Below are 24,381 nucleotides of genomic sequence, written 5' to 3'. Positions count from 1 at the left end.
CACTTTCTGGATATCGACTTCGATGACTGACATCTCTCGGGCCCTCGAGCAGCTTTCTCCCTCGCAGCGCGCCCTTCTCGACCTGCTCCTCCAGGAGCAGCAGTCGGCGCAGCCTCACGCGGCGGCGCCCGTCCTGGTCCGGCGCGAAAGCAACGAGCCCGCTCCGGCATCGTTCCCTCAGCAGCGTCTGTGGGTCCTGCATGAGCTGGATCCCAGCAGCATGGCTGCCTACAACGTCCACGTGAGCGTGGAGTTCTTCGGGCGGCTGGACCGGGCCCTGCTCACCCGTTGTGTGAACGAGGTGGTGCGCCGTCACGAATCCCTGCGCACGACGCTGAGGAGCCACGGCGGAGATCCGGTGCAGGTGGTCGCCCCCTCGCTGGAGCTCACCCTCCCGGAAGAGGACCTGTCCGCGCTGTCCCTGGAGGCGCAGGGAGATGAGGTACGCCGCCGCATCATCGCGGAGGCCAACTTCGAGTTCGACCTCTCCGCCGGGCCCCTGCTGCGAGTCGGCATCCTGCGGCTCGATGCGCAGCACGCACTGGTGCTGTTGACCCTGCACCACTCCGTAACGGACCAGTGGTCGCTGGGCGTGTTCCTCCAGGAGTTGATGGCGCTCTACAAGGCCTTCGAGGAGGGCCTGCCTTCGCCCCTACCGGAGTTGGAACTCCAGTACCCGGACTACGCGCGGTGGCAGCGCGACCAACTCGAAACGCGGGAACTGGCCGGTCAGCTCGATTACTGGCGACGGCAGCTCACGCCGCAGCCTCCCGCGTTGGTCGTTCCGTCGGACCATCCCCGACCGGCGCTGAAGACGTATCGCGGCGGGTGGCACCACTTCCGGCTCGAGCCAGAGCTGGCACGGAAGCTCAAGCAGTTGGCGCAGAAGGAAGGCGCCACGCTCTTCATGGTGCTGATGGCGGCCTACCAGACGCTGCTGCACCGTTACAGCGGCCAGCTGGACTTCGCGGTGGGCTCGCCTGTCGCCAATCGCCGGGCACCTGAGCTCGAACCGCTCATTGGCTTCTTCGTCAACATGCTGGTGATGCGTGCGGATGCGTCGGGGGACCCGACGTTCCGCTCGTTCCTGCACCGGGTGCGGCAGGTCTGCCTGGATGCCTACTCACACCAGGACGTACCCTTCGACAAGCTGGTGGAGGAGCTGCAACCACCCCGCGACCCCAGCCGCAATCCGTTCTTCGAGGCCGTCTTCGTCCTCCAGAACGTGCCTCAGCCGGCCCTGCGGATCCCGGGCCTGCTCGCGCGCTACGTGGAGTTGGATCTGGGCGCGTCCCAGTTCGACCTGCTGATGGAGCTGCGCGAGGACCGGCCGGACCGGTTCATCGGCCGCATCGAGTACTGCGCGGACCTGTTCGACGCGAAGACCGTCGAACGGATGGAGCACCACTACGTGCGCCTGCTGGAGAGCGTGGTGGAGAACGCCGACCAGCGACTCTCCGAGCTGCCCCTGCTACGCACCGAGGAGCGTCAACAGCTCCTGGTCGACTGGAACGCGAAGTCCATGGCGTTTCCACGTGAGACGCCGCTTCACTCGCTCTTCTCCGAGCAGGCGGCTCGTACGCCAGATGCCGTGGCGCTCGTCAGCGGGGAGCGCATCGTCACCTATGCGGAGCTGGAGCGCCGTGCGAACCAGCTTGCGCATCATCTGCGCACGTACGGCGTTTCCCGAGGCACCCGCGTGGGACTGTGCCTGGAGCGCTCGCCCGACATGGTGATGGGCCTGCTCGCCATCCTCAAGGCCGGCGGCGCCTACGTGCCTATCGACCACCACTATCCCGCTGAGCGCATTTCCTTGCTGTTTCAGGAGGCTGGCATCGGCGTGCTCGTCACGACGAAGCCGCTGGCGGAAGAGCTCCCTGAATCCAACAGCAAGCACGTGTGTGTGGACACGGACGCGGACCTCATCGCCGCCTTGCCGCATGACGCGCCTCCTTCCGTAGCCATGGGCGGTGATGACCTCGCCTACGTCATGTTCACCTCCGGCAGCACCGGCCGACCCAAGGGCGTCTGCATCCCCCACCGCGCAGTCGCTCGCCTCGTCCTCGCCAATCCCTTCATCCACTTCGGCCCTGACGAAGTCTTCCTTCAGCTCGCTCCCGTCGCCTTCGACGCTTCCACCCTGGAGCTCTGGGGCGCCCTGCTTCACGGCGCTCGTCTCGTCCTCGCTCCGCCTCACACGCCTTCTCTGGATGAACTCGCCGCGCTGCTGACTCACCACCGCGTCTCCACCCTCTGGCTCACCGCTGCCCTCTTCGAGCAGATGGTCCTTCACCAGGGCAACGCCCTGGCCGGTGTCCGGCAGGTGCTCGCTGGCGGTGACGTGTTGCCTCCTCTGCGTGTCCGGCAGCACCTGGAGCGCATTCCCCTCGGCGCCGTCCTCGTCAACGGCTACGGCCCCACCGAGAACACCACCTTCTCCGCCACACACTCCCTTCGCGCGAGTGAGGCCTTCGGCACCTCCGTCCCCATTGGCAGGCCCCTGGGCCACTCCTCCGCCTTCGTCCTCGACTCGCGCATGGAGCCCGTCCCTGTCGGCGTCCCTGGCGAACTCTTCGTCGGTGGCGACGGCCTCGCCTGGGGCTACCTGAACCGACCGGAGCTGACGGCTGAGAAGTTCCTCCCTCACCCCTTCTCCTCCGCCCCAGGTGCTCGCCTCTACCGCACCGGCGACCGCGTCCGCTGGAGGGCCGACGGCTCCCTGGAGTTCCTCGGCCGCTCCGACTTCCAGGTGAAGGTGCGCGGCTTCCGCATCGAACTGGGCGAAATCGAATCCGTCCTCCAGCAGGCCCCGGGCGTCCAGGAGGCCGTCGTCCTCGCTCGTGAGGACGCTCCGGGCGACAAGCGCCTCGTGGCCTACTTCGTGCCCACCGCCGCAGCGCGGTCGGAAGAACAGGCCGCGAATGCCGTGGGCGGCATCCGCACGTTCCTCAAGGCGAGGCTGCCCGAATACATGCTGCCCGCGGTGTTCATGCCGCTGGAGGTCCTGCCGCTGTCCCCCAACGGCAAGGTGGACCGCAAGGCGCTGCCCGCCCCGTACGCGGACCTGAATCGGACAGGAACGCCGTTCGAAGCACCGCGGAACGCCTCCGAGCAGACCCTTGCCGATATCTGGGCCGAGGTCCTGGGCCTCCGTCAGGTCGGCATCGACGACAGCTTCTTCGAGTTGGGTGGCGACTCCATCCGCAGCATCCAGGTCATCGCGAAGCTGCGGGAACAAGGCCTGGAGCTGCCCACGCTGGAGTTGCTCCAGCACCCGACCATCCGCGAACTCGCCGGTGTCATCAAAGCCACGAGCGTGGCCCCCGCGCTCCAGCTCGCGCCCTTCAGCCTCGTGTCCGAGGCAGACCGTCAGCGGCTGCCCGAGGACGTGGAAGACGCCTACCCGCTGGCCGCGCTCCAGTCAGGCATGCTGTTCGAGAGCGCGCTGGATGCCTCAGCCGGCATCTACCACGACATGTTCAGCTTCCATGTGGAGATGGCGCTGAACGAACCGCTGCTGCAACAAGCCTTCCGGGAGCTGTTCGCGCGTCACGCCATCCTGCGCACGTCGTTCCACCTGGACGGCTACGAAGAGCCCCTCCAGTTCGTCCACCGTGAAGTGGAACCGCCGCTGAAGTTCGAAGACCTCCAGCACCTGGAGGCCGCGCAGCAAACGGCCTACTTGCAAGCGTGGGCGGAAAAGGAACGCGTCCAGCCGTTCACCTGGAACCAGGCGCCGCTGATGCGGCTCTGCGTGCATCGCCGGTCGAAAACCACCGTCCAACTGACCATCGTCTTCCACCACGCCATCCTCGATGGCTGGAGCGCCGCGACCCTTCTCTCGGAACTCTTCGGCCGCTACCTCGAATTGCTGGAGGGCACTGAAGCCCCCGCCGCGCCGTCCCCAGCCGCCACCTACCGGCAGTTCGTGGCCTTGGAGCGCGAAGCCCAGAACTCCCATGAGAGCGAGCGGTTCTGGCTGCGGCGCATGGATGGAGTGGACGCAGCAAGTCCGCGCCCGCTCCGGTCCCGGGACGACGAGCGCGTCCTGCACACCCACGACGTGCGCATCCCCGCGCCGCTCCAGCAGGCCTTGCTACGCGTGGCCCATGAGGCGGGCGTGTCCCTCAAGACGGTGCTACTGGCCGTGCATCTGCGCGTCCGGGGCTTCGTCGAAGGCAGCACCTCCGTCGTCACCGGCATCGTCACCAATGGTCGTCCGGAAGTCGTCGATGGCGAGCGGATGATTGGCCTGTTCCTCAACAGCGTGCCTTTCCCGGTGACGCTGCCTGGAGGCACATGGCTGGAGCTCATTCAACAGGTCGCGAAGCATGAGCAGGAGTTGATGCCGCACCGCCGCTACCCCATGGCGCGGCTCCAGCAGAAGCGCGGCGGCCAGCCTCTGTTCGATACACTCTTCAACTTCATCCACTTCCACGTCGCGGGAGGGCTGTCCCAACAGAAGGGGCTGCGCTTCGTTGACGAGATGCTCGGCGCCGCCTGGATGGAACTCCCGCTCGGAGTCACCTTCACTCAGGATCCCGACACCTCTTCGCTATCGGTCTCCATCGCCACCACAGGCACTCGGCACGAAGCGGAGCGGACGCGGGAGTTGGGGCAGTACTACCTGCGCGCACTGGAAGCCGTGGCCGCGGGACCAGGTGGCCGCTACGATCAGGCAGCGCTGCTCCCACCGGCCGACCGCGACACGCTGCTGGAGGCGTGGAATGCCACGCGCGGAGAGGTCGCCTGGGAAGGATGCTTGCACGAGTGGTTCGAGGACCGTGCAGCCCTTTCTCCCGATGCGCTCGCCGTGCTCGACGATGAGCACTCGCTCACCTATGCCGAACTCAACCGTCAGGCCAACCAGCTCGCCTGGGCCCTGCGAGCCCGAGGCGTAGGGCCCGAGGTCCGCGTGGGCCTGTGCATGGAGCGCTCGGTCGACATGGTCGTCGGTGTCCTCGCCATCCTCAAGGCAGGCGGCGCCTACGTCCCCATGGATCCGGCATATCCCGCCCAGCGCCTGGCCTACATGGTGAGTGACTCGAATGTCGGCTGCGTGCTCACGCAGCAGCGAGTTGCGGACAAGCTCGCCGGGTACAAGGTAGAGGTTCTCAGCGTGGATGACGCAGGGCTCGTGAGCGGTTCACGGGACGCGTCCAATCCTCCGAGACTCAGCGGGCCCCAGCACCTCGCCTACGTCATCTATACGTCGGGTAGCACCGGTATGCCCAAGGGCGTCATGGTGCAGCACGCCTCGGTGATGAACCTGCGCGCGGCGCTGGCGGCCACCGCCTACGCAGGTGTGGACACGCCCCTCCGCGTCAGCCTCAATGCGTCGCTGTCCTTTGACGCGTCCGTGCAGCAACTGGTGCAGCTCGCGGACGGACATGCGCTGTGCGTGGTGTCACAAGGAACACGCGAGGACACCCGCCTGATGCTGGCGTGGTTGGAGCGGCACTCCGTGGACGTCCTGGACTGCGCTCCCTCACAACTGCGGCTGCTCCTGGACGAGGGCCTTGCCGCACACCGCCCCTTGCGCGTTCTGGCTGGCGGCGAGGCACTGGACGAGGCGCTCTGGGCCCGGCTCTCCGCCCATCCCCACATCGAGTGCTTCAACGTCTATGGCCCCACGGAGTGCACCGTGGACTCCACGCTGCGTCCCGTGCGCGGAGCGTCTCTGCCTCCTTCGCTGGGCGGTCCGTTGGCGAACGCTCAGACCTACGTACTGGACGCGTACCTGCAACCCGTACCGGTAGGTGTGCCAGGCGAGCTCTACATTGGTGGAGCGGGCCTGGCGCGTGGCTACCTGAATCGCCCTGAGCTCACCGCCGACCGGTTCATCCCCAATCCCTTCAGCGCAGCCCCCGGCGCCCGCCTCTATCGGACGGGAGACCGGGCTCGCTGGTTGCCCCAGGGCGAACTCGAGTTCCTGGGCCGCATCGACTTCCAGGTGAAGCTGCGCGGCTTCCGCATCGAACTGGGAGAGATTGAGTCCGCGCTGCGCCAACACCCCGCCGTGCGCGACACCGTGGTCCTGGTCCGCGAAGACACGCCAGGGCTGCAACGCCTGGTGGCGTACGTGGTTGCGGAGGCGGAGACCACCACTGTCGTGGACTCCGGTACGTTCCGCCCGTTCCTCAAGGAGCGACTGCCCGAGCACATGGTGCCCTCGGCCTTCGTCACCTTGGAGGCCCTGCCACTCACCCCCAATGGCAAGTTGGACCGCAGGGCACTGCCGGCACCGGAAGCTCCTCGGCACGCCGCCACGCGCCCGCTCAGCACGGAAACGGAGCGTCGTGTCGCCGCCCACTGGGCCTCGCTGCTGCATGTCGAGACGGTCAACGCCGACGATGACTTCTTCGCACTCGGGGGCCACTCGCTCCTGGCCACCCAGTTGGTGACGCGGCTGCGGCAGGACTTCGGCGTCGAGCTGCCGCTGCGGGCCCTCTTCGAACAGAGCACGGTGGCGGCGCTTGCCGCGCGTCTGGACTCCGAGCGGGCTCGCGGCACCGCGAGTGCCCTGCCTCCCATCCGTAGCGCGCCACGCGATCAGCCACTGCCCCAGTCCTTCGTCCAGCAGCGGCTGTGGGTGATGGAGCAACTGACGCCCGACACCGCGACGTACAACAACCCCGCGGCGGTGGCCATCGACGGAGCGCTCGACGTTCGCGCGATGGAGCAGTCCCTGTTCCGGGTGGTGCAGCGACACGAGGCGCTGCGCACGACGTTCCGGAACGAGGGGGACGTGCCCGTACAGGTCGTCCATCCGATCAAGACGCTGGAGTTGCCCATCACGGACATCTCCACCCTGCCCGAAGGTGAGCGTGATGCCCGGGCACGTCAGCTCGCGAACGAGGAGGCCCATCTCCCGTTCAACCTGGTGCGCGGCCCGCTCTTCCGGGCGCGCTTGCTCCGGCTGGCTCCGGACAGACACGTCTTGCTCGTCACGATGCACCACATCGTGTCCGACGGCTGGTCCGTGGGTGTGCTGATACGGGAGGTGGCGGAGGGCTACGAAGCCGCCGCCCAGGGCCGCGATGCACAACTGCCCCCGCTTTCGGTGCAGTACGCCGACTACGCCCTCTGGCAACGAGAATGGATGCAGGGGCCGGTGCTGGAGTCACGGCTGAACTACTGGCGTGAGCAGCTCGCAGGAGCCCCCGCGGCCCTGGAGCTGCCTACCGACAGGCCGCGCCCAGCGGTGCAGACGTACCGGGGAGCGCTCCTCCCGGTGAAGATGCCCGCGAAGCTCTCCGAGGCGGTGACTGCGCTGGCGCGCCGTCAGGAGGCGACGCCCTTCATGGTCCTGCTGGCGACCTGGCAGTTGCTGCTCTCTCGCTACTCTGGTCAGCAGGACGTCTGCGTCGGTTCGCCCATCGCGGGCCGCACCCGGCCGGAGCTGGAAGGGCTCATCGGCTTCTTCGTCAACACGCTGGTCTTCCGGGCCCGCATGTCACCGGAGCTCACCTTCCATGAGCTGTTGGCCCAGGCAAAGGCGGCGGCGCTGGGCGCGTCCGAACACCAGGACGTGCCGTTCGAAAAGCTGGTCGAGGTGCTGCAACCCGCGAGAGACCCGAGCCGCTCGCCGCTCTTCCAGGTCACCTTCACCCTGCAGAATACGCCGCCCGTGCGACTGGAGTTGCAGGGGCTATCGTTGCGTGTGCTGGAGACGGAGCTGGAGACCGTCAAATTCGACTTGAGTCTCTTGCTGGAAGAGACCCCGGACGGGCTCTCCGGCGCGCTGAACTACAACACCGACCTCTTCGATGCCTCCACCGCCGAGCGCATGATGGGTCACTTCAGCACGCTGCTGGAAGCCATCGTCACGGATGAGCACCGGCGTCTGGCCGAGTTGCCCCTTCTGCGCACCGAGGAGCGTCAGCAACTCCTGGTCGACTGGAACGCGTCGTCCGCCGCGTTCCCGCGCGATACGCCGATTCACGTTCTCTTCTCCGAGCAGGCGGCTCGCACGCCAGACGCCGTGGCGCTTATCAGCGGGGAGAGCATCGTCACCTACGCGGAGCTGGACCGCCGCTCCAATCAGCTCGCGCACCACCTGCGCGCGTATGGCGTTTCCCGCGGCACCCGCGTGGGCCTGTGCCTGGAGCGCTCGCCTGACATGGTGGTGGGGCTGCTCGCCATCCTCAAGGCTGGCGGCGCCTACGTGCCCATCGACCATCACTACCCCGCTGAACGCATCTCCTTGCTGCTTCAGGACGCCGGCGTCAGCGTGTTCGTCACGCAGGAGTCGCTCGCCGATGAGCTGCCCAGCTCGGGCGGATTGATGGTGTGCGTGGACACGGACTCGGACCTCATCGCGGCCTTGCCGCATGACGCGCCTCCTTCCGTGACCGTGGGCGGTGATGACCTCGCCTACGTCATGTTCACCTCCGGCAGCACTGGACGGCCCAAGGGCGTCTGCATCCCCCACCGAGCAGTCGCCCGCCTCGTTCTCGCCAACCCCTTCATCCACTTCGGCTCCGACGAAGTCTTCCTCCAGCTTGCTCCCGTCGCCTTCGACGCTTCCACCCTGGAACTCTGGGGCGCCTTGCTTCACGGCGCCCGCCTCGTCCTCGCTCCGCCTCACACGCCTTCTCTGGATGAACTCGCCGCGCTGCTGACTCACCACCGCGTCTCCACCCTCTGGCTCACCGCTGCCCTCTTCGAGCAGATGGTGCTTCACCAGGGCTACGCCTTGGCCGGTGTCCGGCAGGTGCTCGCTGGCGGTGACGTGTTGCCTCCTCTGCGTGTTCGGCAGCACCTGGAGCGCATTCCCCTCGGCGCAGTCCTCGTCAACGGCTACGGCCCCACTGAGAACACCACCTTCTCCGCCACCCACTCCCTTCGCGCGGGTGAGGCCTTCGGCAACTCCGTCCCCATTGGCAGGCCCCTCGGCCACTCCTCCGCCTTCGTCCTCGACTCGCGCATGGAGCCCGTCCCTGTCGGCGTCCCTGGCGAACTCTTCGTCGGTGGCGACGGCCTCGCCTGGGGCTACCTGAACCGACCGGAGCTGACGGCTGAGAAGTTCCTCCCTCACCCCTTCTCCTCCGCCCCAGGTGCTCGCCTCTACCGCACCGGCGACCGCGTCCGCTGGAGGGCCGACGGCTCCCTGGAGTTCCTCGGCCGCTCCGACTTCCAGGTGAAGGTGCGCGGCTTCCGCATCGAACTGGGCGAAATCGAATCCGTCCTCCAGCAGGCCCCGGGTGTCCAGGAGGCTGTCGTCCTCGCTCGTGAAGACGCTCCTGGCGACAAGCGCCTCGTGGCCTACTTCGTGGGTGAAGACGGCGTGGAGTCTGTCGATCCACGAGCCCTACGCGACCACGTCCTGCGCAAGCTGCCCGAGTATCTGGTCCCCGCCATCTTCATTCCGATGGAGTCCCTGCCGCTGTCGGCCAACGGGAAGGTGGACCGCAAAGCCCTGCCCGCCCCCGACGCAGACCGAGCGCTGATGGGCGCCGCCTTCGAGGCGCCACGGGATGCCTCCGAGCAGACCATCGCCGATATCTGGGCCGAGGTCCTGGGCCTCCGCCAAGTCGGCATCGACGATAGCTTCTTCGAACTGGGCGGAGACTCCATCCGAAGCATCCAGGTTATCGCGAAGCTGCGCGAACGAGGCCTGGAGCTGCCCATCATGGAGCTGCTGCAGCACCCGACCATCCGCCAGCTCTCCGGCGCGGTGAAGCACACCGAAGGGTCCGCCCCTGCCGCACATGACGTGGCCCCCTTCGGCTTCGTGTCCGAAGCCGACCGCAAGCGGCTGCCGGAAGACGTGGAGGATGCCTACCCACTGGCCGCGCTCCAGTCGGGCATGCTCTTCGAGAGCGCGCTGGATGCCTCGGCCGGCATCTACCACGACATGTTCAGCTTCCATTTGGAGCTGGAGCTACACGAGCCGCTGCTGCGTCAGGCGTTTCAGGAACTGATTGCACGTCACGCCATCCTGCGAACCTCCTTCCATCTGGATGGCTACGAGGAGCCACTCCAACTCGTCCACCGTGAGGTCAAGCCGCCTCTGCGCATCGAGAACCTTCGGCACCTGGAACCCTCCCAGCAGGACGCGTTCCTGCGGGAGTGGGTGGAAGCGGAGCGCATCAAGCCCTTCGAGTGGACCCAGGCGCCCTTGCTCCATGTCGCCGTGCATCGCCGCACGGACCGCAGCGTTCAGCTGACCATCGTCTTCCACCACGCCATCCTCGATGGATGGAGTGCCGCGACCCTGTTCTCGGAGCTCTTCGGCCGCTACCTCGAATTGCAGGACGACTCCAACACGCCCCCGGCACAGCCCCTGGCTGCGACCTACCGCCAGTTCATCGCGTTGGAGCGTGAGGCCCAACAGTCCGCGGAGAGTGAGCGCTTCTGGCTGAAGCGCATGGATGCCATGGACTCGCCAGGCACTCGCCCGAACCGGGCCAGGGACGACGAGCGCGTGCTGCACAACCATGACGTGCGCATCCCCGCGCCGCTCCAGCAGGCCTTGCTACGCGTGGCTCATGAAGCGGGTGTGCCCCTCAAGACGGTGCTGCTGGCCGTACATCTGCGCGTCCGGGGCTTCGTCGAAGGAGGTACGTCCGTCGTCACCGGCATCGTCGCCAATGGTCGTCCGGAAGTCGTCGATGGCGAGCGGATGATTGGCCTGTTCCTCAACAGCGTGCCTTTCCCAGTGACGCTGCCTGGAGGCACATGGCTGGAGCTCATTCAGCAGGTCGCGAAGCATGAGCAGGAGTTGATGCCGCATCGCCGCTACCCCATGGCGCGGCTCCAGCAGAAGCGCGGCGGCAAGCCTCTGTTCGATACGCTCTTCAACTTCATCCATTTCCACGTCGCGGGAGGGCTGTCTCAACAGAAGGGGCTGCGCTTCGTTGACGAGATGCTCGGCGCCGCCTGGATGGAACTCCCGCTGGGCGTCACCTTCACCCAGGACCCGGACACCTCGTCGCTGTCGATTTCCATCTCCACCACAGGCACTCGGCACGAAGCGGAGCGGACGCGGGAGTTGGGGCAGTACTATCTGCGCGCACTGGAGGCCGTGGCTACGGACCCAAGCAGCCACTATGAGCAGGCGGCGCTGCTGACGGAGGCCGAACGCAACACGCTGCTGGAGACATGGAATGCGACGCGCCGAGAGGTCGCGTGGGAAGGATGCTTGCACGAGCGGTTCGAGGACCGTGCAGCCCTTTCTCCCAATGCCCTCGCGGTGCTGGACGATGAGCACTCGCTCACCTATGCCGAACTCAACCGTCGGGCCAACCAGATCGCCTGGGCCCTGCGTGCCCGAGGCGTAGGGCCCGAGGTTCGCGTGGGCCTGTGCATGGAGCGCTCGGTCGACATGGTCGTCGGCGTCCTCGCCATCCTCAAGACAGGCGGCGCCTACGTCCCCATGGATCCGGCCTATCCCGCCCAGCGTCTGGCCTACATGGTGAGCGACTCAAACGTCGGCTGGGTCCTCACGCAGCAGCGCGTCGCGGACAAGCTCGCCGGGCACAAGGTGGAAGTCCTCTGCGTGGACGACGCCGCTCCCACGAACGAGCCGCGGCCCGAATCCAATCCACCGAGGCGCAGTGAACCCGAACACCTCGCGTACGTCATCTACACCTCAGGCAGTACCGGCAAGCCCAAGGGCGTCATGGTACAGCATGCCTCGGTGATAAACCTGCGCGCGGCGCTGGCGGCCACCGCTTACGCAGGCATCGAGAAGCCCCTACGGGTCAGTCTCAACGCGTCACTGTCCTTCGACGCCTCCGTGCAGCAACTGGTGCAGCTCGCGGATGGACATGCGCTGTGCGTGGTGCCGCAGACCGCTCGCGAGGATGCGCGCGACATGCTGACGTGGCTGGAGCAGCATGACGTGGACGTGCTGGACTGTGCCCCGTCGCTGCTGCGCCTGCTGCTGGACGAGGGCCTTGCCGCACACCGCCCCTTGCGCGTACTGGCTGGCGGCGAGGCACTGGACGAGGCGCTCTGGGCCCGGCTCTCCGCCCATCCCCACATTGAGTGCTTCAACGTCTACGGCCCGACGGAGTGCACCGTAGACTCCACGCTGCGTCCCGTGCGCGGAGCGTCCCTGCCTCCGTCGCTGGGCGGTCCGTTGGCGAACGCTCAGACCTACGTGCTGGACGCCTACCTGCAGCCTGTACCGGTAGGTGTGCCAGGCGAGCTCTACATTGGTGGAGCGGGCCTGGCGCGTGGCTACCTGAATCGCCCTGAGCTCACCGCCGACCGCTTCATTCCCAAGCCCTTCAGCCCTGTCCCCGGCGCCCGCCTCTATCGGACGGGAGACCGGGCTCGCTGGTTGCCCCAGGGCGAACTCGAGTTCCTGGGCCGCATCGACTTCCAGGTGAAGCTGCGCGGCTTCCGCATCGAACTGGGAGAGATTGAGTCCGCGCTGCGCCAACACCCCGCGGTGCGCGACACCGTGGTCCTAGTCCGCGAAGACACGCCAGGGCTACAACGCCTGGTGGCATACGTGGTCGCGGAGGCGGATGCCACCACCGCCTTGGACTCCGGTACGTTCCGCCCGTTCCTCAAGGAGCGGCTGCCCGAGCACATGGTGCCCTCGGCATTCGTCACCCTGGAGGCTCTACCACTCAATACGAGCGGCAAGGTGGATCGCAGGGCGCTTCCGCTACCCGAGGAAACGTCTCCCGGGCATGAGGTCTACGTCCCGCCGCGCGACGCATACGAGCTTGAGTTGGCACGCCTCTTCGAGGAATTGCTCGGTGCCTCGCCAATCAGCGCGAAGAGCGACTTCTTCGAGCTGGGCGGACACTCACTGCTCGCGGTGCGGCTCCAGTCCATGCTGCGTGCGCGCACGGGACGCACCCTGCCAGTCACGGCGCTCTTCCAGGCCCCCACTGTCGAGGGGCTGGCCGCCTTCCTTCGACGCGAGCCCGCTCCCTGGACGCCGCTCGTTCCCATTCAGCGAAGTGGCTCGCGGGTGCCCTTCTTCTGTGTTCACCCGGTGGGCGGCACGGTGTTCTGCTACACCGAACTGGCGCGGAGACTCGGCCCTGACCAGCCATTCTACGGACTGCAGGCCCAGGGGCTGGAGGGAACGCTACCGCCGAATGAGTCCATCAACGCCATGGCGACCAGCTACGTGGACGCCATCCGCACCGTGCAACCCCAGGGACCGTATCGCTTGGGAGGATGGTCACTCGGAGCCGTCATCGCCTTCGAGATGGCCCGCCTGCTACAGCAAAGTGGTGAGACGGTGGACGTCCTTGCCCTGATTGAGCCCAGTTCCACCTCGCTGGCCCAAGGCGTCACAGCCGACGACGACATGGCCGCGGCGACGATGTTCGCGCTGGACCTGGCGCGCACGGCGGGAATCTCTCCATCGACGATCTCGGATGGTTCCGTGAGCGACGCGAAGGCACTGCTGGAACGAGTGCTCCAGGAGGGCCGCGACGCGGGTGTCTTCATCCCAGACGCCGGCATGGCCCAACTCCACGCGTTGCTTCGTGTCTTCACCGCCAATCTCCGTGCACTCCAACAGCACACGCTGGATACCTTCCCAGGACCTCTCACCGTCCTGCGCGGCAGCGACACGGAACTGGAGCCTTCCGAGACGGAAGACCGTGGCTGGAGCCGCCACGCAGCTCAGCTCGTGGTGCGCGTCATTCAGGGAGATCACTACAGCGTCCTACGGGCCCCCAGGGTCGATGCACTCGCAAGCGCGCTGACCGAGCTTCTGTCTCGCGCCGATACGACAGCGCTAGAATCCAAGTAGGCTTGTCAGGCTGTGTCTCGACTTGAGTGAACTCGAAGCGCAGCCACCACAAACAAGCACACACCTCAACCACAAGACGGCCAATCAACAAGCCCGCTCCCCGCCCCGCCATGTCGACCCGTCAACCTGGAGATACCAACCCATCCCAACCTGGCCCCATCTTCGTCAAAGGTGCGGATGGAGGGCTCAACCCGTTTGATGCCAAGAGCGGGTACGCATCAGAGGCTGAACTTCAGAAGCTCATCGCCGACCATCCCGAACTGCTGCGCGGTGACCAGATGGATCCGGAAGACCCACGGCGATGGCTACTCATCGGGCGTGAGGTAGGAATCCCAGGCGGATTAGGACAGAGCGATCGCTGGAGCATCGACCATGTCTTCATCGACCACGACGCTGTCCCTACCCTCATTGAAGTGAAGCGTAGCTCGGACGCACGAATCCGCCGTGAAGTCGTGGGGCAACTCATTGAATACGCCGCGAATGCGAAGCGACACTGGCCAGCCAATCGCTTGGCGCAGCTTGCCCGCGAGTCCCACGCAGACACCCTCGACCAGACGGTTCTGAAGCTCTGTGGCTCGAAGGAAGCGGCTACTGACTTCTGGGCTCGCGCGGACGCGAACCTACGGTCCGGAAATGTCCGGCTCATATTCGCCGCCGACCGGATTCCTGACGAGCTCTACCAGATGGCGGTCTTCCTCAATGAGCAAATGACTCACACAGAGGTGCTCGCCCTCGAGATTCGTCCATACGCCACCCCTGGCGGAATGGAGGCGTTCGTCCCGCACGTACTCAACGCGACCCCACAGGCGCGGGAGCTCAAGAGCGCGCGCTCCGGACGGCGAAAGTGGACCGAGGCCGAGTTCTTCGACGACGTACGAAGGCGGCTACCGCCCGACGCGTCCAACGCCGTCCGTGCGCTGTTCGATGCTGTCTCTCAAAGCGCGAGCACCCTCAGCTGGGGCACAGGCGCTCTGCGAGGGTCCTTCAACCCCAAGTACGCGCATATGGGCGAGCGTTCACCGATCAGCGTGTTCTCCGATGGTGCGCTACACATGAACGGCTTCTGGATGGACGCCCCTTACGGGGCTCGACTGAAGGAGGCCGCACGAGAACTGTTCGGCATCGTTGCGAATGAACGGAACCCTGAAATCATCCCTGTCGACCTCTGGGTCCCCAAGAGGCAAGCGCTCCAAGACGCACTCGCGCGCCTGCTAGCACCCAACCCAGCCAAAGCCGGCGAACCCTAGCCAAGGCGCCTTCAGGTCGAGCCCAGCAGCCGAGGCGCTCCGCGCTGAGCCCGCCGCGCCCGAGAAGTCCTCCGTCTGACGGGGTTTCAGTGCGCACCCAAGCGGCATCCGTCGCCGGCGGAGCCACTTCAGAATCGGGAAAAACAAAGGCCCTGGAATCCTCAGCTTTCGCCAAGAACTCCAGGGCCTTCGATGGTCGGGGCGACAGGATTTGAACCTGCGACCACTTGCACCCCAAGCAAGTGCGCTACCAGGCTGCGCTACGCCCCGGCACTGCTGCTGCCGTGAAAGGGTGCGCCCTTATGCCCCTACATGACGTTCAGGTCAAGCAAGAGAAGCAGGGCACCGTCCAAAAAACTCACCCTTCCATGTCCTCCATTCCCTCTTCGTCGAAGTCCTCGCCGCGGGCCTCGGCCGCGTCGGCGGCGGCCTCCTCCCGGGCGTCGATCTCCGCGTGGTCCTCCGGCGGCGCCTCACCGTTCAGGGCGCTCTTCAGCACCTGGCTCGGCCGGAAGGTCAGCACCCGGCGCGCCGAGATCTCGATCTCCTTGCCCGTCTGCGGGTTGCGGCCCACGCGCGCCTTCTTCTGGCGCACCTGGAAGTTGCCGAACCCGGAGATCTTGATCTTGTCCCCGCGCTCCAGGGTCTCCTTGAGCGTGTCGAACACGAGCTCCACGATTTCGGCCGACTCCTTCTTCGAGAAGCCGACCTTCTCGTAGACACCCTCGATGATGTCCGCCTTCGTCATGCGAATCCTCGGGAAGCCCTCGGGGCTGAACGCCGGGCACTGTTGCAGCCTTCCCAAAGACGTGTCAACCCTCTGACTTCATTCAGGAATTCAGGCGCGCAAGGCAGCCCCCAGCCGCTGCTTCACCTCATCCACGATGCGCTGATGCGCCTCGTTGACCTCCACATCGGTCAGCGTCCGCTCGGCCGAGCGGTAGCGCAGCGCGTACGCCAGGTTCTTCCGACCCTGGGGAATCTGCTCACCGGTGTACACGTCGAACACCTGAGCGTCCTCCACCAGCGGCTTGCCCACCTCCAGGATCACCCGACGCACCTCGTCGTTGGGCAGCTCCAGCGGTACCACCACCGCCAGGTCCCGCAGCACCGCTGGGAAACGCGGCAGCGACCGGTACGCCGGCACCAGCTTCGAGGCCGCGTACAGCGGCTCCGTGTCCAACTCGAAGACGAACACCCCGTCCGGCAGGCCCAGCGCCTTCGCCACCCGGGGGTGCACCTCGCCCACGTGGCCCAGCACCGTGCCGTCCGCCCCCTTCACCTGCGCCACGGCCTTCGGGTGGTACGCCGCCGGCCCTGCGGGCACGTACGTCACGCCCTCCACGCGGAGTGCGCCCAGCAGCCCCTCCACCGCCGCCTTCGCGTCGTAGAAGTCCGCGCGGGCATCCTTGTGCGTCCAGCTCCGGCCACCACCGCGCAGGCCCCACACCAGACCCGCCACGCGAGGCACCTCGCGCGCCGCCGGACGCTGCCCCTGCCCGCCTTCCGCGTCCTGGAAGTAGGCCCGGCCCGTCTCGTAGATGGCCACCGCCTCCACCTGGTGCCGCACGCTGCGGGACAGGTTCTCCAGCAGGCCCGGCAGCAGGCTGGTGCGCATCACCGACTGCTCCGCGCTCAGCGGATTGAGCAGCGCCACCGGCTTCTCCGCCCCACCCAGCACCTCCAGGCTGCGCGGCGCGACGAACGAGTAGTTCACCACCTCGTCGAACCCCGCCCCGGCCAGCGCCTGACGCATGCGGCGCTCGGCCTCGGCATGCGCGGGCTCCGGGGCCAGCGTGGCCAGTCCCCGCGGCAGCGTCGCCGGGATGTTGTCGTAGCCGTAGATGCGCGCGACCTCCTCCAACAGGTCCTCCTCGCGCTCCACGTCGACACGGGCCCGAGGCACCTCGTACGTCGCCTGCCCCGTCCCCTCCTCCACCGCCTTGAAGCCCAGCGCCTCCAGGATGCGGCGGACCTCCTTCTCCGCCACGGCCACGCCCAGCACCTGCTCCACCCGGGCGAAGCGCAGCGTCACCTTCCGAGGCGGCTTCGGCGCCGGGTAGACGTCCACGCGGCCAGGAGCCACCGTGCCCCCCGCCAGCTCCGCGATGAGCTGTGCCGCCCGGTCAATGGCCGGCACCACGGCGTCCATGTCCGCCCCGCGCTCGAAGCGGTGCGAGGCCTCCGTGTGCAGCCCGTGCCGCTTCGACGAACGCCGCACCGTGGAACCCTGGAAGTTCGCCGACTCCAGCACCAGCCGCCGGGTGCCCTCGGTCACCTCGCTGTCGCCGCCGCCCATGACGCCGGCGATGGCCTGCGCCCGGTCCTTGTCCGCGATGACCAGGTCATCCACGTCCAGGACGCGGTCCTTGCCGTCCAGCGTCTTGAGCTTTTCACCGCGCGTCGCCGTGCGGACGACAATCTCCTGACCGGCCAGCTTCTCCAGGTCGAAGGCGTGCAGCGGCTGCCCGTACTCCAGGTTCACGTAGTTGGTGACATCCACCACGTTGTTGATGGCGCGCACCCCGGCCGCCTTCAGCCGGTCCTGCATCCACTGCGGAGACGGGCCAATCTTCACGTTCTCCACCACGCGCGCCACGTAGCGCGGGCAGCGGTCCGGGGCCTCCACGCGCACCTTCACCTGCTCGGCGGCGGGCGTGCCCGACTCCGCGGGCTTGGGCTGGGGCACCTTCAACGCGGAGCCCGTCACCACGCTCACCTCGCGCGCCACGCCCAGGTGGCTGAGCGCGTCCGGGCGGTTCGGCGTGACGTTCACCTCCAGCACCACGTCATCCAGCCCCACGGCCTCCGCGATGGGCGTGCCCACGCGCGTGTCCGCCGGCAGGATGAGCAGGCCGCTGGACTCCTCGCTCAGGCCCAGCTCCTTGGACGAGCAGAGCATGCCGAAGCTGTCCACGCCGCGCAGTGCCGCCTGCTTGATGTCCATGCCGTTGGGCAGCTTCGCGCCCACGGTGGCCAGCGGCACCTTGTCGCCCACCTTGAAGTTCTTCGCGCCGCACACCACCTGGAGCAGCGCCGTCCCGCCGATGTCCACCTGCGTGACGGACAGCTTGTCCGCGTTGGGGTGCTGCGCGGACTCCTTGATTTGCGCCACCACCACGCCGCGAAGAGCCTCCGCGGGGCGCTCCATTCCCTCAATCTCCAGGCCCGCGGCGGTCAGCTTGCGCGCCAGCTCGTCCTCGGACGGCGGCAGCGCCACGTAATCGCCCAGCCACTTCACCGAAATCTTCACAGGTCCACCCTCTTCATCAATCGGCTGGAACACGGGGGCCCACCAGCGGCCCCCTGGAATCTCAGAACTGCTCGAGGAACCGCGCGTCGTTCTCGAACATCATCCGCAGGTCGTCGATGCGGTAGCGCAGCATGGCGATGCGCTCCACGCCCATGCCGAACGCGTAGCCCGTCACCTCGTTCGGGTCATACCCGGCGGAGGTGAAGACGTTGGGGTGCACCATGCCGCTGCCCAGCACCTCCAACCACCCCGTCTGCTTGCAGATGCGGCAGCCCTTGCCCGCGCAGTTCGTGCAGGTGATGTCCACCTCCGCGGAGGGCTCCGTGAAGGGGAAGAAGGACGGGCGGAAGCGCGTGCGCGTGTCAGAACCGAAGAACGCCGTCACGAACGCAGCCAACGAGCCCTTCAGCTCGGCGAACGTCACGCCCTTGTCCACCAGCAGGCCTTCCACCTGGTGGAACATTGGCGTGTGCGTGATGTCCGAGTCGCGCCGGTACACCCGGCCCGGCATCACCGCGCGAATGGGCGGCTTGCGGTTGAGCATGTACCGCACCTGCACCGGGGACGTGTGCGTGCGCAGCAGCGCGGAGCTGTCCGCCTTCTTCGCGTGGCCCAGCGTGGCCTCGTCCACGTAGAAGGTGTCCTGCATGTCCCGCGCGGGGTGGTCCTTCGGCAGGTTCAGCGCTTCGAAGTTGAAGTAGTCCAGCTCAATCTCTGGGCCACTGGCCACGTCGAAGCCGAGCCGCGAGAAGGTCCGGACAATCTCCTCCATCGTCCGCGACACGGGGTGCCGGCTGCCCAGCGCCACGCCGCGTCCGGGCAGCGTCACGTCCAGGCCCGGGCCCTGAAGCTGGGCCTCCAGCGCGGCCGCCTCGGCGCGCTCCACGGCCTCGGCGAGCAGCTTCTCCAGCTCCGCCTTCACGCCGTTGGCCACCTCGCCCAGCGAGCGCCGCTCGTCCGGGGGCAGCTTGCCCATGCCGCCCAGCACGCCGGACAGCTCACCCTTCTTGCCCAGGTAGCGGACCCGCAGTGCTTCCACCGCGGACAGCTCCGACGCGCCGCCAATCTCCCGCCTCGCGGACTCCGCGAGCGCCAGCAACCGATCCCGCATGGACTTCCGCCTCCGTTCCAGTTCCCCGCGCGCCCTTGGCGCCGAGGCAAAAAAAAGGGCCGCCCCAGAGAGGCAGCCCGTTCAAACATCCGGACAGGGTGGCCAGCGTCAGCCCACCACCCCACCCGTTCTGTCTCCAGCCTTGCGGGCTGGATGTGTCTCAGGCCGCCTTCGCGATGTTGGCGACGGCCGCAAAACCCGACGGATCCGCGATGGCCATGTCGGACAGAACCTTGCGGTCCAGGCCGATCTTCGCCTTCGCGAGGCCCGCGATCAGCTTCGAATAGGAGAGGCCCACCGTGCGGGCGGCCGCGTTGATGCGGACGATCCACAGGCGACGGAAGTCCCGCTTGCGCTGCATGCGGTCGCGGCTGGCGTAGTCCAGCGCCCGCTCAACCGCCTCGTTGGCGCGCTTGTAGCAGTTCTTCCGACGGCCGCGGTAACCCTTGGCCAGCTTCAAAATCCTATTACGACGACGACGGGCCTTGACACCCTTCTTCACGCGCATGACTGCCTCACTTCGGACTGCGTAGTTTGGAAGCCCCCCGGCGCAGGCTTACCGCCGCTCCGACGAGGCCACGTTGTCCCTGACTTCAGAACCGCGAAATCAGCCCCCGTAGGGGAACATCTCCTTGATGACCTTCTTCGCGTCCATGTCGCGAAGGTGGCCGGTCCCGCGGTTGCTGCGCTTGGACTTCGGCGTCTTCGAGAACGTGAAGAGGTGCTTCGCGAAGGCCTTGCCGTGCTTGACCTTGCCGCTCTTCTTCACGTCAAAGCGCTTCTTCGCGCTGCTGCGGGTCTTCAACTTCGGCATCGTCCTGATCCTTCCATGCCCCATGCCGTTGGACTTGAGCGGCAGGTGCGAGAACTCTCGAAAATTGGGGAACTTGGGCAGGCTCCCCTCGAAAGTGCGCAAAGATACTTAGGTGCAACAGGGAGTCAAGGCCCGTCAGCAAGCCGACAGGTGTCCTGACCTTCCGATCACGGCAGGGCCGCTTCCTTCGCCAGCAGGGCCTCGAAGTCCGTCACCTTCATCGTCTTGAGGTCCTCGCCGCCGTACCGCCGCGGCGACACGCCCTCGCCCGACACCTCGTTGTCGCCCACCACCAGGGTGAACGGCACCTTCTGGAGCTGGGCCTCGCGGATCTTCGCGTTCATCGACAGGCCGCGCTCGTCGAACTCCACCCGGTAGCCCTTGGCCCTCAAGGAGTCCCGAACCTTCCGGGCGTAGTCGTTCTGCCGGTCCGCCACCGTCACCAGCACCGCCTGGATGGGGGCCAGCCAGGCCGGGAAGGCGCCGGCGAAGTGCTCGATGAGGATGGCCGTGAAGCGCTCGAACGAGCCGAAGATGGCGCGGTGGAGCACCACGGGGCGGTGCTCGGCGTTGTCCTCGCCCACGTAGGTCAGGTCGAAGCGCTCGGGCGCCAGGTAGTCCAACTGCATGGTGCCCAGCTGCCACCGGCGGCCGATGCTGTCCGACACCGCGAAGTCGATCTTCGGGCCGTAGAACGCGCCGTCACCCGGGGCCAGCTCGTACTCGAGGCCCAGCGACTCCAGCGCGGCCTTGAGGCCGCCCTCGGCGCGATCCCACAGGGAGTCATCCCCCAGGCGCTGCTCGGGCCGCGTGGACAGCTTCACCGCGTAGGTGAGGCCCACCGCCTTGTAGACGTGGTCCAGGAGCTTCACGAAGCGCCGCACCTCGTCGGTGATCTGCGCCTCCGTGCAGTAGATGTGCGCGTCGTCCTGCGCGAATTGGCGCACGCGCGTGAGGCCACCCAGGGAGCCCGCCGCCTCGTTGCGGTGCAGCACGTCCTGCGTGTGGTAGCGCAGCGGCAGGTCGCGGTAGCTGTGCTTCTTGAAGCCGTAGAACAGGTGGTGCGACGGGCAGTTCATCGGCTTGAGCGAGAAGTCATGCTCCCCCGACTCGCTGTCGAGCACGAGGAACATGTTCTCCTTGTACTTGCCCCAGTGGCCGCTGGTCTCCCACAGCCCCTTGTTGAACATCAGGGGCGTCTTGATCTCCACGTAGCCGTCGTTCTGCGTCAGCTGACGCATCCAGTTCGACAGCGTGGTGTAGAGCGTGGTGCCCTTCGGGGTCCAGAAGGCGGAGCCCGGCGAGTACGGGTGGAAGTGGAAGAGGTCCAGCTCCTTGCCCAGCTTGCGGTGGTCGCGCTTCTTCGACTCCTCGATGCGCGTCAGGTACTCCGCCAGCTGCTTCTTGTCGAAGAAGGCAGTGCCGTAGACGCGCTGGAGCATCGGGTTGCGGTGGTCCCCCCGCCAGTACGCTCCGCTGGAGGAGAGGATCTTGATGATGCCGATCTTCCCCGTGCTGGGCGCGTGGGGCCCCAGGCAGAAGTCCACCCAGTCACCGTGCGTGTAGAGCGTCAGCGTCTTGGCGCCCTTGGCCGCGATGTCCTTGACGATCTCGACCTTGAACGTCTCGCCCTTCTCCTCGAACAGGCGCACGGCCTCGTCCATGGAGATTTCGGTGCGGACGAAGGCCATGTCCCGCTTCAATTCGGCGTTCGCCTCGGCCTCGATCTTCTCCAGGTCCTCGGGCGTGAAGGGCTTCTCGCGGAAGAAGTCGTAATAGAAGCCCTCCTCCGTCGCGGGACCGATGGTCACCTGCGTGCCCGGGAAGAGCTTCTGCACCGCGCTGGCCACCACGTGGGCGGCGTCGTGGCGGATCAACTCCAGGGACTCGGGGCTCTTGGGCGTGAAGATCTGCAGCTTCACGTCCTCATCCAGCTTGCGGGCCAGGTCCATGTCCTGGCCATTCACGCGCGCGAAGAGGGCGGCCTTCGCCAGGCCGGGGCCGATGCTCTCCCGCACGAAGTCCGCGATCGTGGTTCCCCGGGCCGTCTGCTTCTGCGAGCCGTCGGGGAGTGTCACCGTGATGATGTCGGACATGCGAACCTCGGAAAAAAAACGGGCGGCAGGCTCTTTTAAAGCCGTGCCGCCCGCTGAAGTCACTCTTTGATGATGGGTCGTAGTGGGATCGAACCACTGACCCCTACCGTGTCAAGGTAGTGCTCTACCGCTGAGCTAACGACCCGTTGCAGCCGCTTCGGTGGCGCGGGGAATAACAGCGGGCTCCCCCAACTGTCAAGCAAACACAGAAGGGTTCTTCAACTCTTCCCGCGCGCCCTCGGATCCGTCGTTTCCAGCAGCGTGTGGACCCGGGACATGACGGCGTCGAACATCGCCGGGGTCAGCCGCCCCGTCTGCGTGTTCTGCTGGCTGACGTGGTAGCAGCCCAGCAGCGTCCGGCCGCCCGGCAGGCGCAGCTCCGCCCCATGCCCGAACGCGGGCCGAGGCGACGGAACCTCCATCCCCTGCCGCGCCAGGGCCACGAGCGCGGCGTTCCAGCCGATGGCCCCCAGCGCGAGCATCACCCGGCCCGGCAGCAGCGCCAGCTCGCGATCCAGAAACGGCGCGCAGCGGGCCAGCTCCTCCGGGAGGGGCTTGTTGTCGGGCGGAGCACAGCGCGCCGCGGACACGATGAAGGCGTCCTTCAGCCGGAGCCCGTCATCCCGGTGCTCGCTGAGGGCCTGATTCGCGAAGCCCGCGCGGTGCAGCCCGGCATAGAGGAAGTCGCCGGAGCGGTCCCCGGTGAACATCCGCCCCGTCCGGTTCGCCCCATGGGCCGCCGGCGCCAGCCCGACGATGATGAGCCGGGCCTTGGGGTCTCCGAAGCCGGGAACGGGCAGGCCCCAGTAATTCCAGTCGCGGTAGGCGCGGCGCTTCACTCGCGCCACCTCCTCCCGCCACTCCACCAGCCGGGGGCAGGCCCGGCAGCCGGTGATCTCCTTGTGTAGCGACTCCAGCTTCGTCACGGCGACTTGGGCTCCCCCGTGTAGAGCCGCGTCCGGCGGTATCGCTCCACCACCACGCTCAGGACCACCTTGAGGATGGCCGCCACCGGCACCGCCAGCAGGATGCCCACGAAGCCGAACAGCTCACCGAAGGCGAGGATGGCCAGGATGATCGCCACCGGCGCCAGCCCGACCTTCTCCCCCACGATTCGCGGGGTGATGACGAAGCCCTCCAGCATCTGCCCGATGACGAAGGTGGCCGCCACCGCCGCCAGTTGCCACGGCCCCTGCCACGACAGCATGAGCCCCACCAGCGACAGCACGATGCCCACGCCCGTGCCCAGGTACGGCACCATGTTGCCGAAGCCGGCAATCACCCCAATGACGATGGCCATGTCGATGCGCGCCGCGGACAGACCCGCCGCATAGATGACCGACAGCACACCGCCGACGATGAGTTGGCCGCGCACGAAGGCGGAGAGCACCTCATCCACCTCCGCGAAGCGCCGGCTCACCAGCCCCACTGCGCGCCGGGGCAGCAGGTCCTTCACCATGCCCATCAACCGGGGGTAGTCCTGCAGGAAGAAGAAGGCCAGCACCGGCACCACCGACAGGCCCAGCAACGTCACCACCAGCCGCGCCGTGTTGCCCGCGAAGCTCGCCAGGATGCGCGCCGCCGCCGGCCCCGCGCTCTGGACCAACTCTGACGCCTGCTTTCCCAGCTCGGCGGTGCGCTGGCGCACCAGGTCCGGCAACGAATGCCCCACCAACCCTTCCACCTTCGGCACCACCTGGGTGCTCGCACGGTGGAAGAAGTCCGGCAGCTTCGACGCCTCCTCCCGGAACACCGGGATGAGGTACAGCACCGCGCCGACCAGCATCAGCGTCCCCACCGCGAAGACGAGCGTCGTCCCCCACGTGCGGTCCAGCCGCCGCTTCTCCAGCTCGGTGACGATGGGATTGAAGATGTACGCGCCCGACAGCGCGAGCAGCACTGGCACCGCCACTCCGCCAAAGACGGAGAGCAGCGCGAACACCAGCCCCAGCGAGCCCACCATCACCCCCGACCACCACAGGTCGATGCGCCGGGCGTCCGTCTCGGACAGGGCGTTCTCGGCCACCGCCACGGACTCGGCGACCCGCGCACGGGCCGGCTCGGCCGCGGCCTTGTCCTGGCCACGCGGCGGCGGCACCTCGTGAAGCAAGGGGGCGGACCGAGCCGG

General features: G+C 67.0%; 10 protein-coding genes and 2 tRNA genes. 2 read left to right on the top strand and 10 right to left on the bottom strand.

Going from position 1 to position 24,381, the window contains the following annotated elements; translation table 11 throughout:
* Positions 1-22 precede the first annotated feature (22 nt).
* Both FMP39_RS05155 and FMP39_RS05150 read left to right on the top strand, forming a co-directional pair.
* Complete coding sequence (locus FMP39_RS05155; protein ID WP_141588867.1) at positions 23-13,732, top strand: non-ribosomal peptide synthetase; 13,710 nt, start codon at positions 23-25, stop codon at positions 13,730-13,732.
* Between the two features lie 110 nt (positions 13,733-13,842).
* Positions 13,843-14,979, top strand: coding sequence for a hypothetical protein (locus FMP39_RS05150; protein WP_194858244.1), 1,137 nt, complete (start codon positions 13,843-13,845; stop codon positions 14,977-14,979).
* A 193-nt stretch (positions 14,980-15,172) separates the two neighbouring features.
* On the opposite strand, the gene FMP39_RS05145 is transcribed toward FMP39_RS05150, so the two are convergent.
* The 10 genes from FMP39_RS05145 to FMP39_RS05100 form a co-directional block, all read right to left on the bottom strand.
* A tRNA-Pro gene (locus FMP39_RS05145) sits at positions 15,173-15,249 on the bottom strand.
* Between the two features lie 88 nt (positions 15,250-15,337).
* A complete protein-coding gene (locus tag FMP39_RS05140; protein ID WP_002639669.1) occupies positions 15,338-15,727 on the bottom strand; it encodes an integration host factor subunit alpha in 390 nt (129 codons plus the stop codon).
* A 90-nt stretch (positions 15,728-15,817) separates the two neighbouring features.
* Positions 15,818-18,232, bottom strand: a complete 2,415-nt coding sequence (gene pheT, locus FMP39_RS05135; protein WP_194858246.1) for a phenylalanine--tRNA ligase subunit beta — start codon at positions 18,230-18,232, stop codon at positions 15,818-15,820.
* A gap of 61 nt (positions 18,233-18,293) precedes the next feature.
* On the bottom strand, positions 18,294-19,343 hold the full coding sequence (pheS, locus tag FMP39_RS05130; RefSeq protein ID WP_141588864.1) for a phenylalanine--tRNA ligase subunit alpha: 1,050 nt from the start codon (positions 19,341-19,343) through the stop codon (positions 18,294-18,296).
* Positions 19,344-19,503: 160 nt separating this feature from the next.
* Positions 19,504-19,851 carry a 50S ribosomal protein L20 gene (gene rplT, locus FMP39_RS05125; RefSeq protein WP_011553618.1) on the bottom strand — a complete coding sequence of 116 codons (348 nt, stop codon included), beginning with the start codon at positions 19,849-19,851 and terminating at the stop codon, positions 19,504-19,506.
* Positions 19,852-19,950: 99 nt separating this feature from the next.
* Positions 19,951-20,157, bottom strand: coding sequence for a 50S ribosomal protein L35 (rpmI, locus tag FMP39_RS05120; RefSeq protein WP_011553617.1), 207 nt, complete (start codon positions 20,155-20,157; stop codon positions 19,951-19,953).
* Between the two features lie 167 nt (positions 20,158-20,324).
* On the bottom strand, positions 20,325-22,253 hold the full coding sequence (gene thrS / locus FMP39_RS05115) for a threonine--tRNA ligase (RefSeq protein WP_141588863.1): 1,929 nt from the start codon (positions 22,251-22,253) through the stop codon (positions 20,325-20,327).
* A 73-nt stretch (positions 22,254-22,326) separates the two neighbouring features.
* Positions 22,327-22,398, bottom strand: a tRNA-Val gene (locus tag FMP39_RS05110).
* Between the two features lie 73 nt (positions 22,399-22,471).
* On the bottom strand, positions 22,472-23,179 hold the full coding sequence (locus FMP39_RS05105) for a uracil-DNA glycosylase (RefSeq protein WP_141588862.1): 708 nt from the start codon (positions 23,177-23,179) through the stop codon (positions 22,472-22,474).
* On the bottom strand, positions 23,176-24,351 hold the full coding sequence (locus FMP39_RS05100) for an AI-2E family transporter (protein WP_141588887.1): 1,176 nt from the start codon (positions 24,349-24,351) through the stop codon (positions 23,176-23,178). Before FMP39_RS05100 ends, FMP39_RS05105 begins: the two co-directional genes overlap by 4 nt.
* Positions 24,352-24,381 lie beyond the last annotated feature (30 nt).

The organism is Myxococcus sp. AB056 (genome assembly GCF_006547365.1).
GTDB lineage: Bacteria > Myxococcota > Myxococcia > Myxococcales > Myxococcaceae > Myxococcus > Myxococcus virescens.
This window is presented reverse-complemented; position numbering and strand designations above follow the sequence as displayed.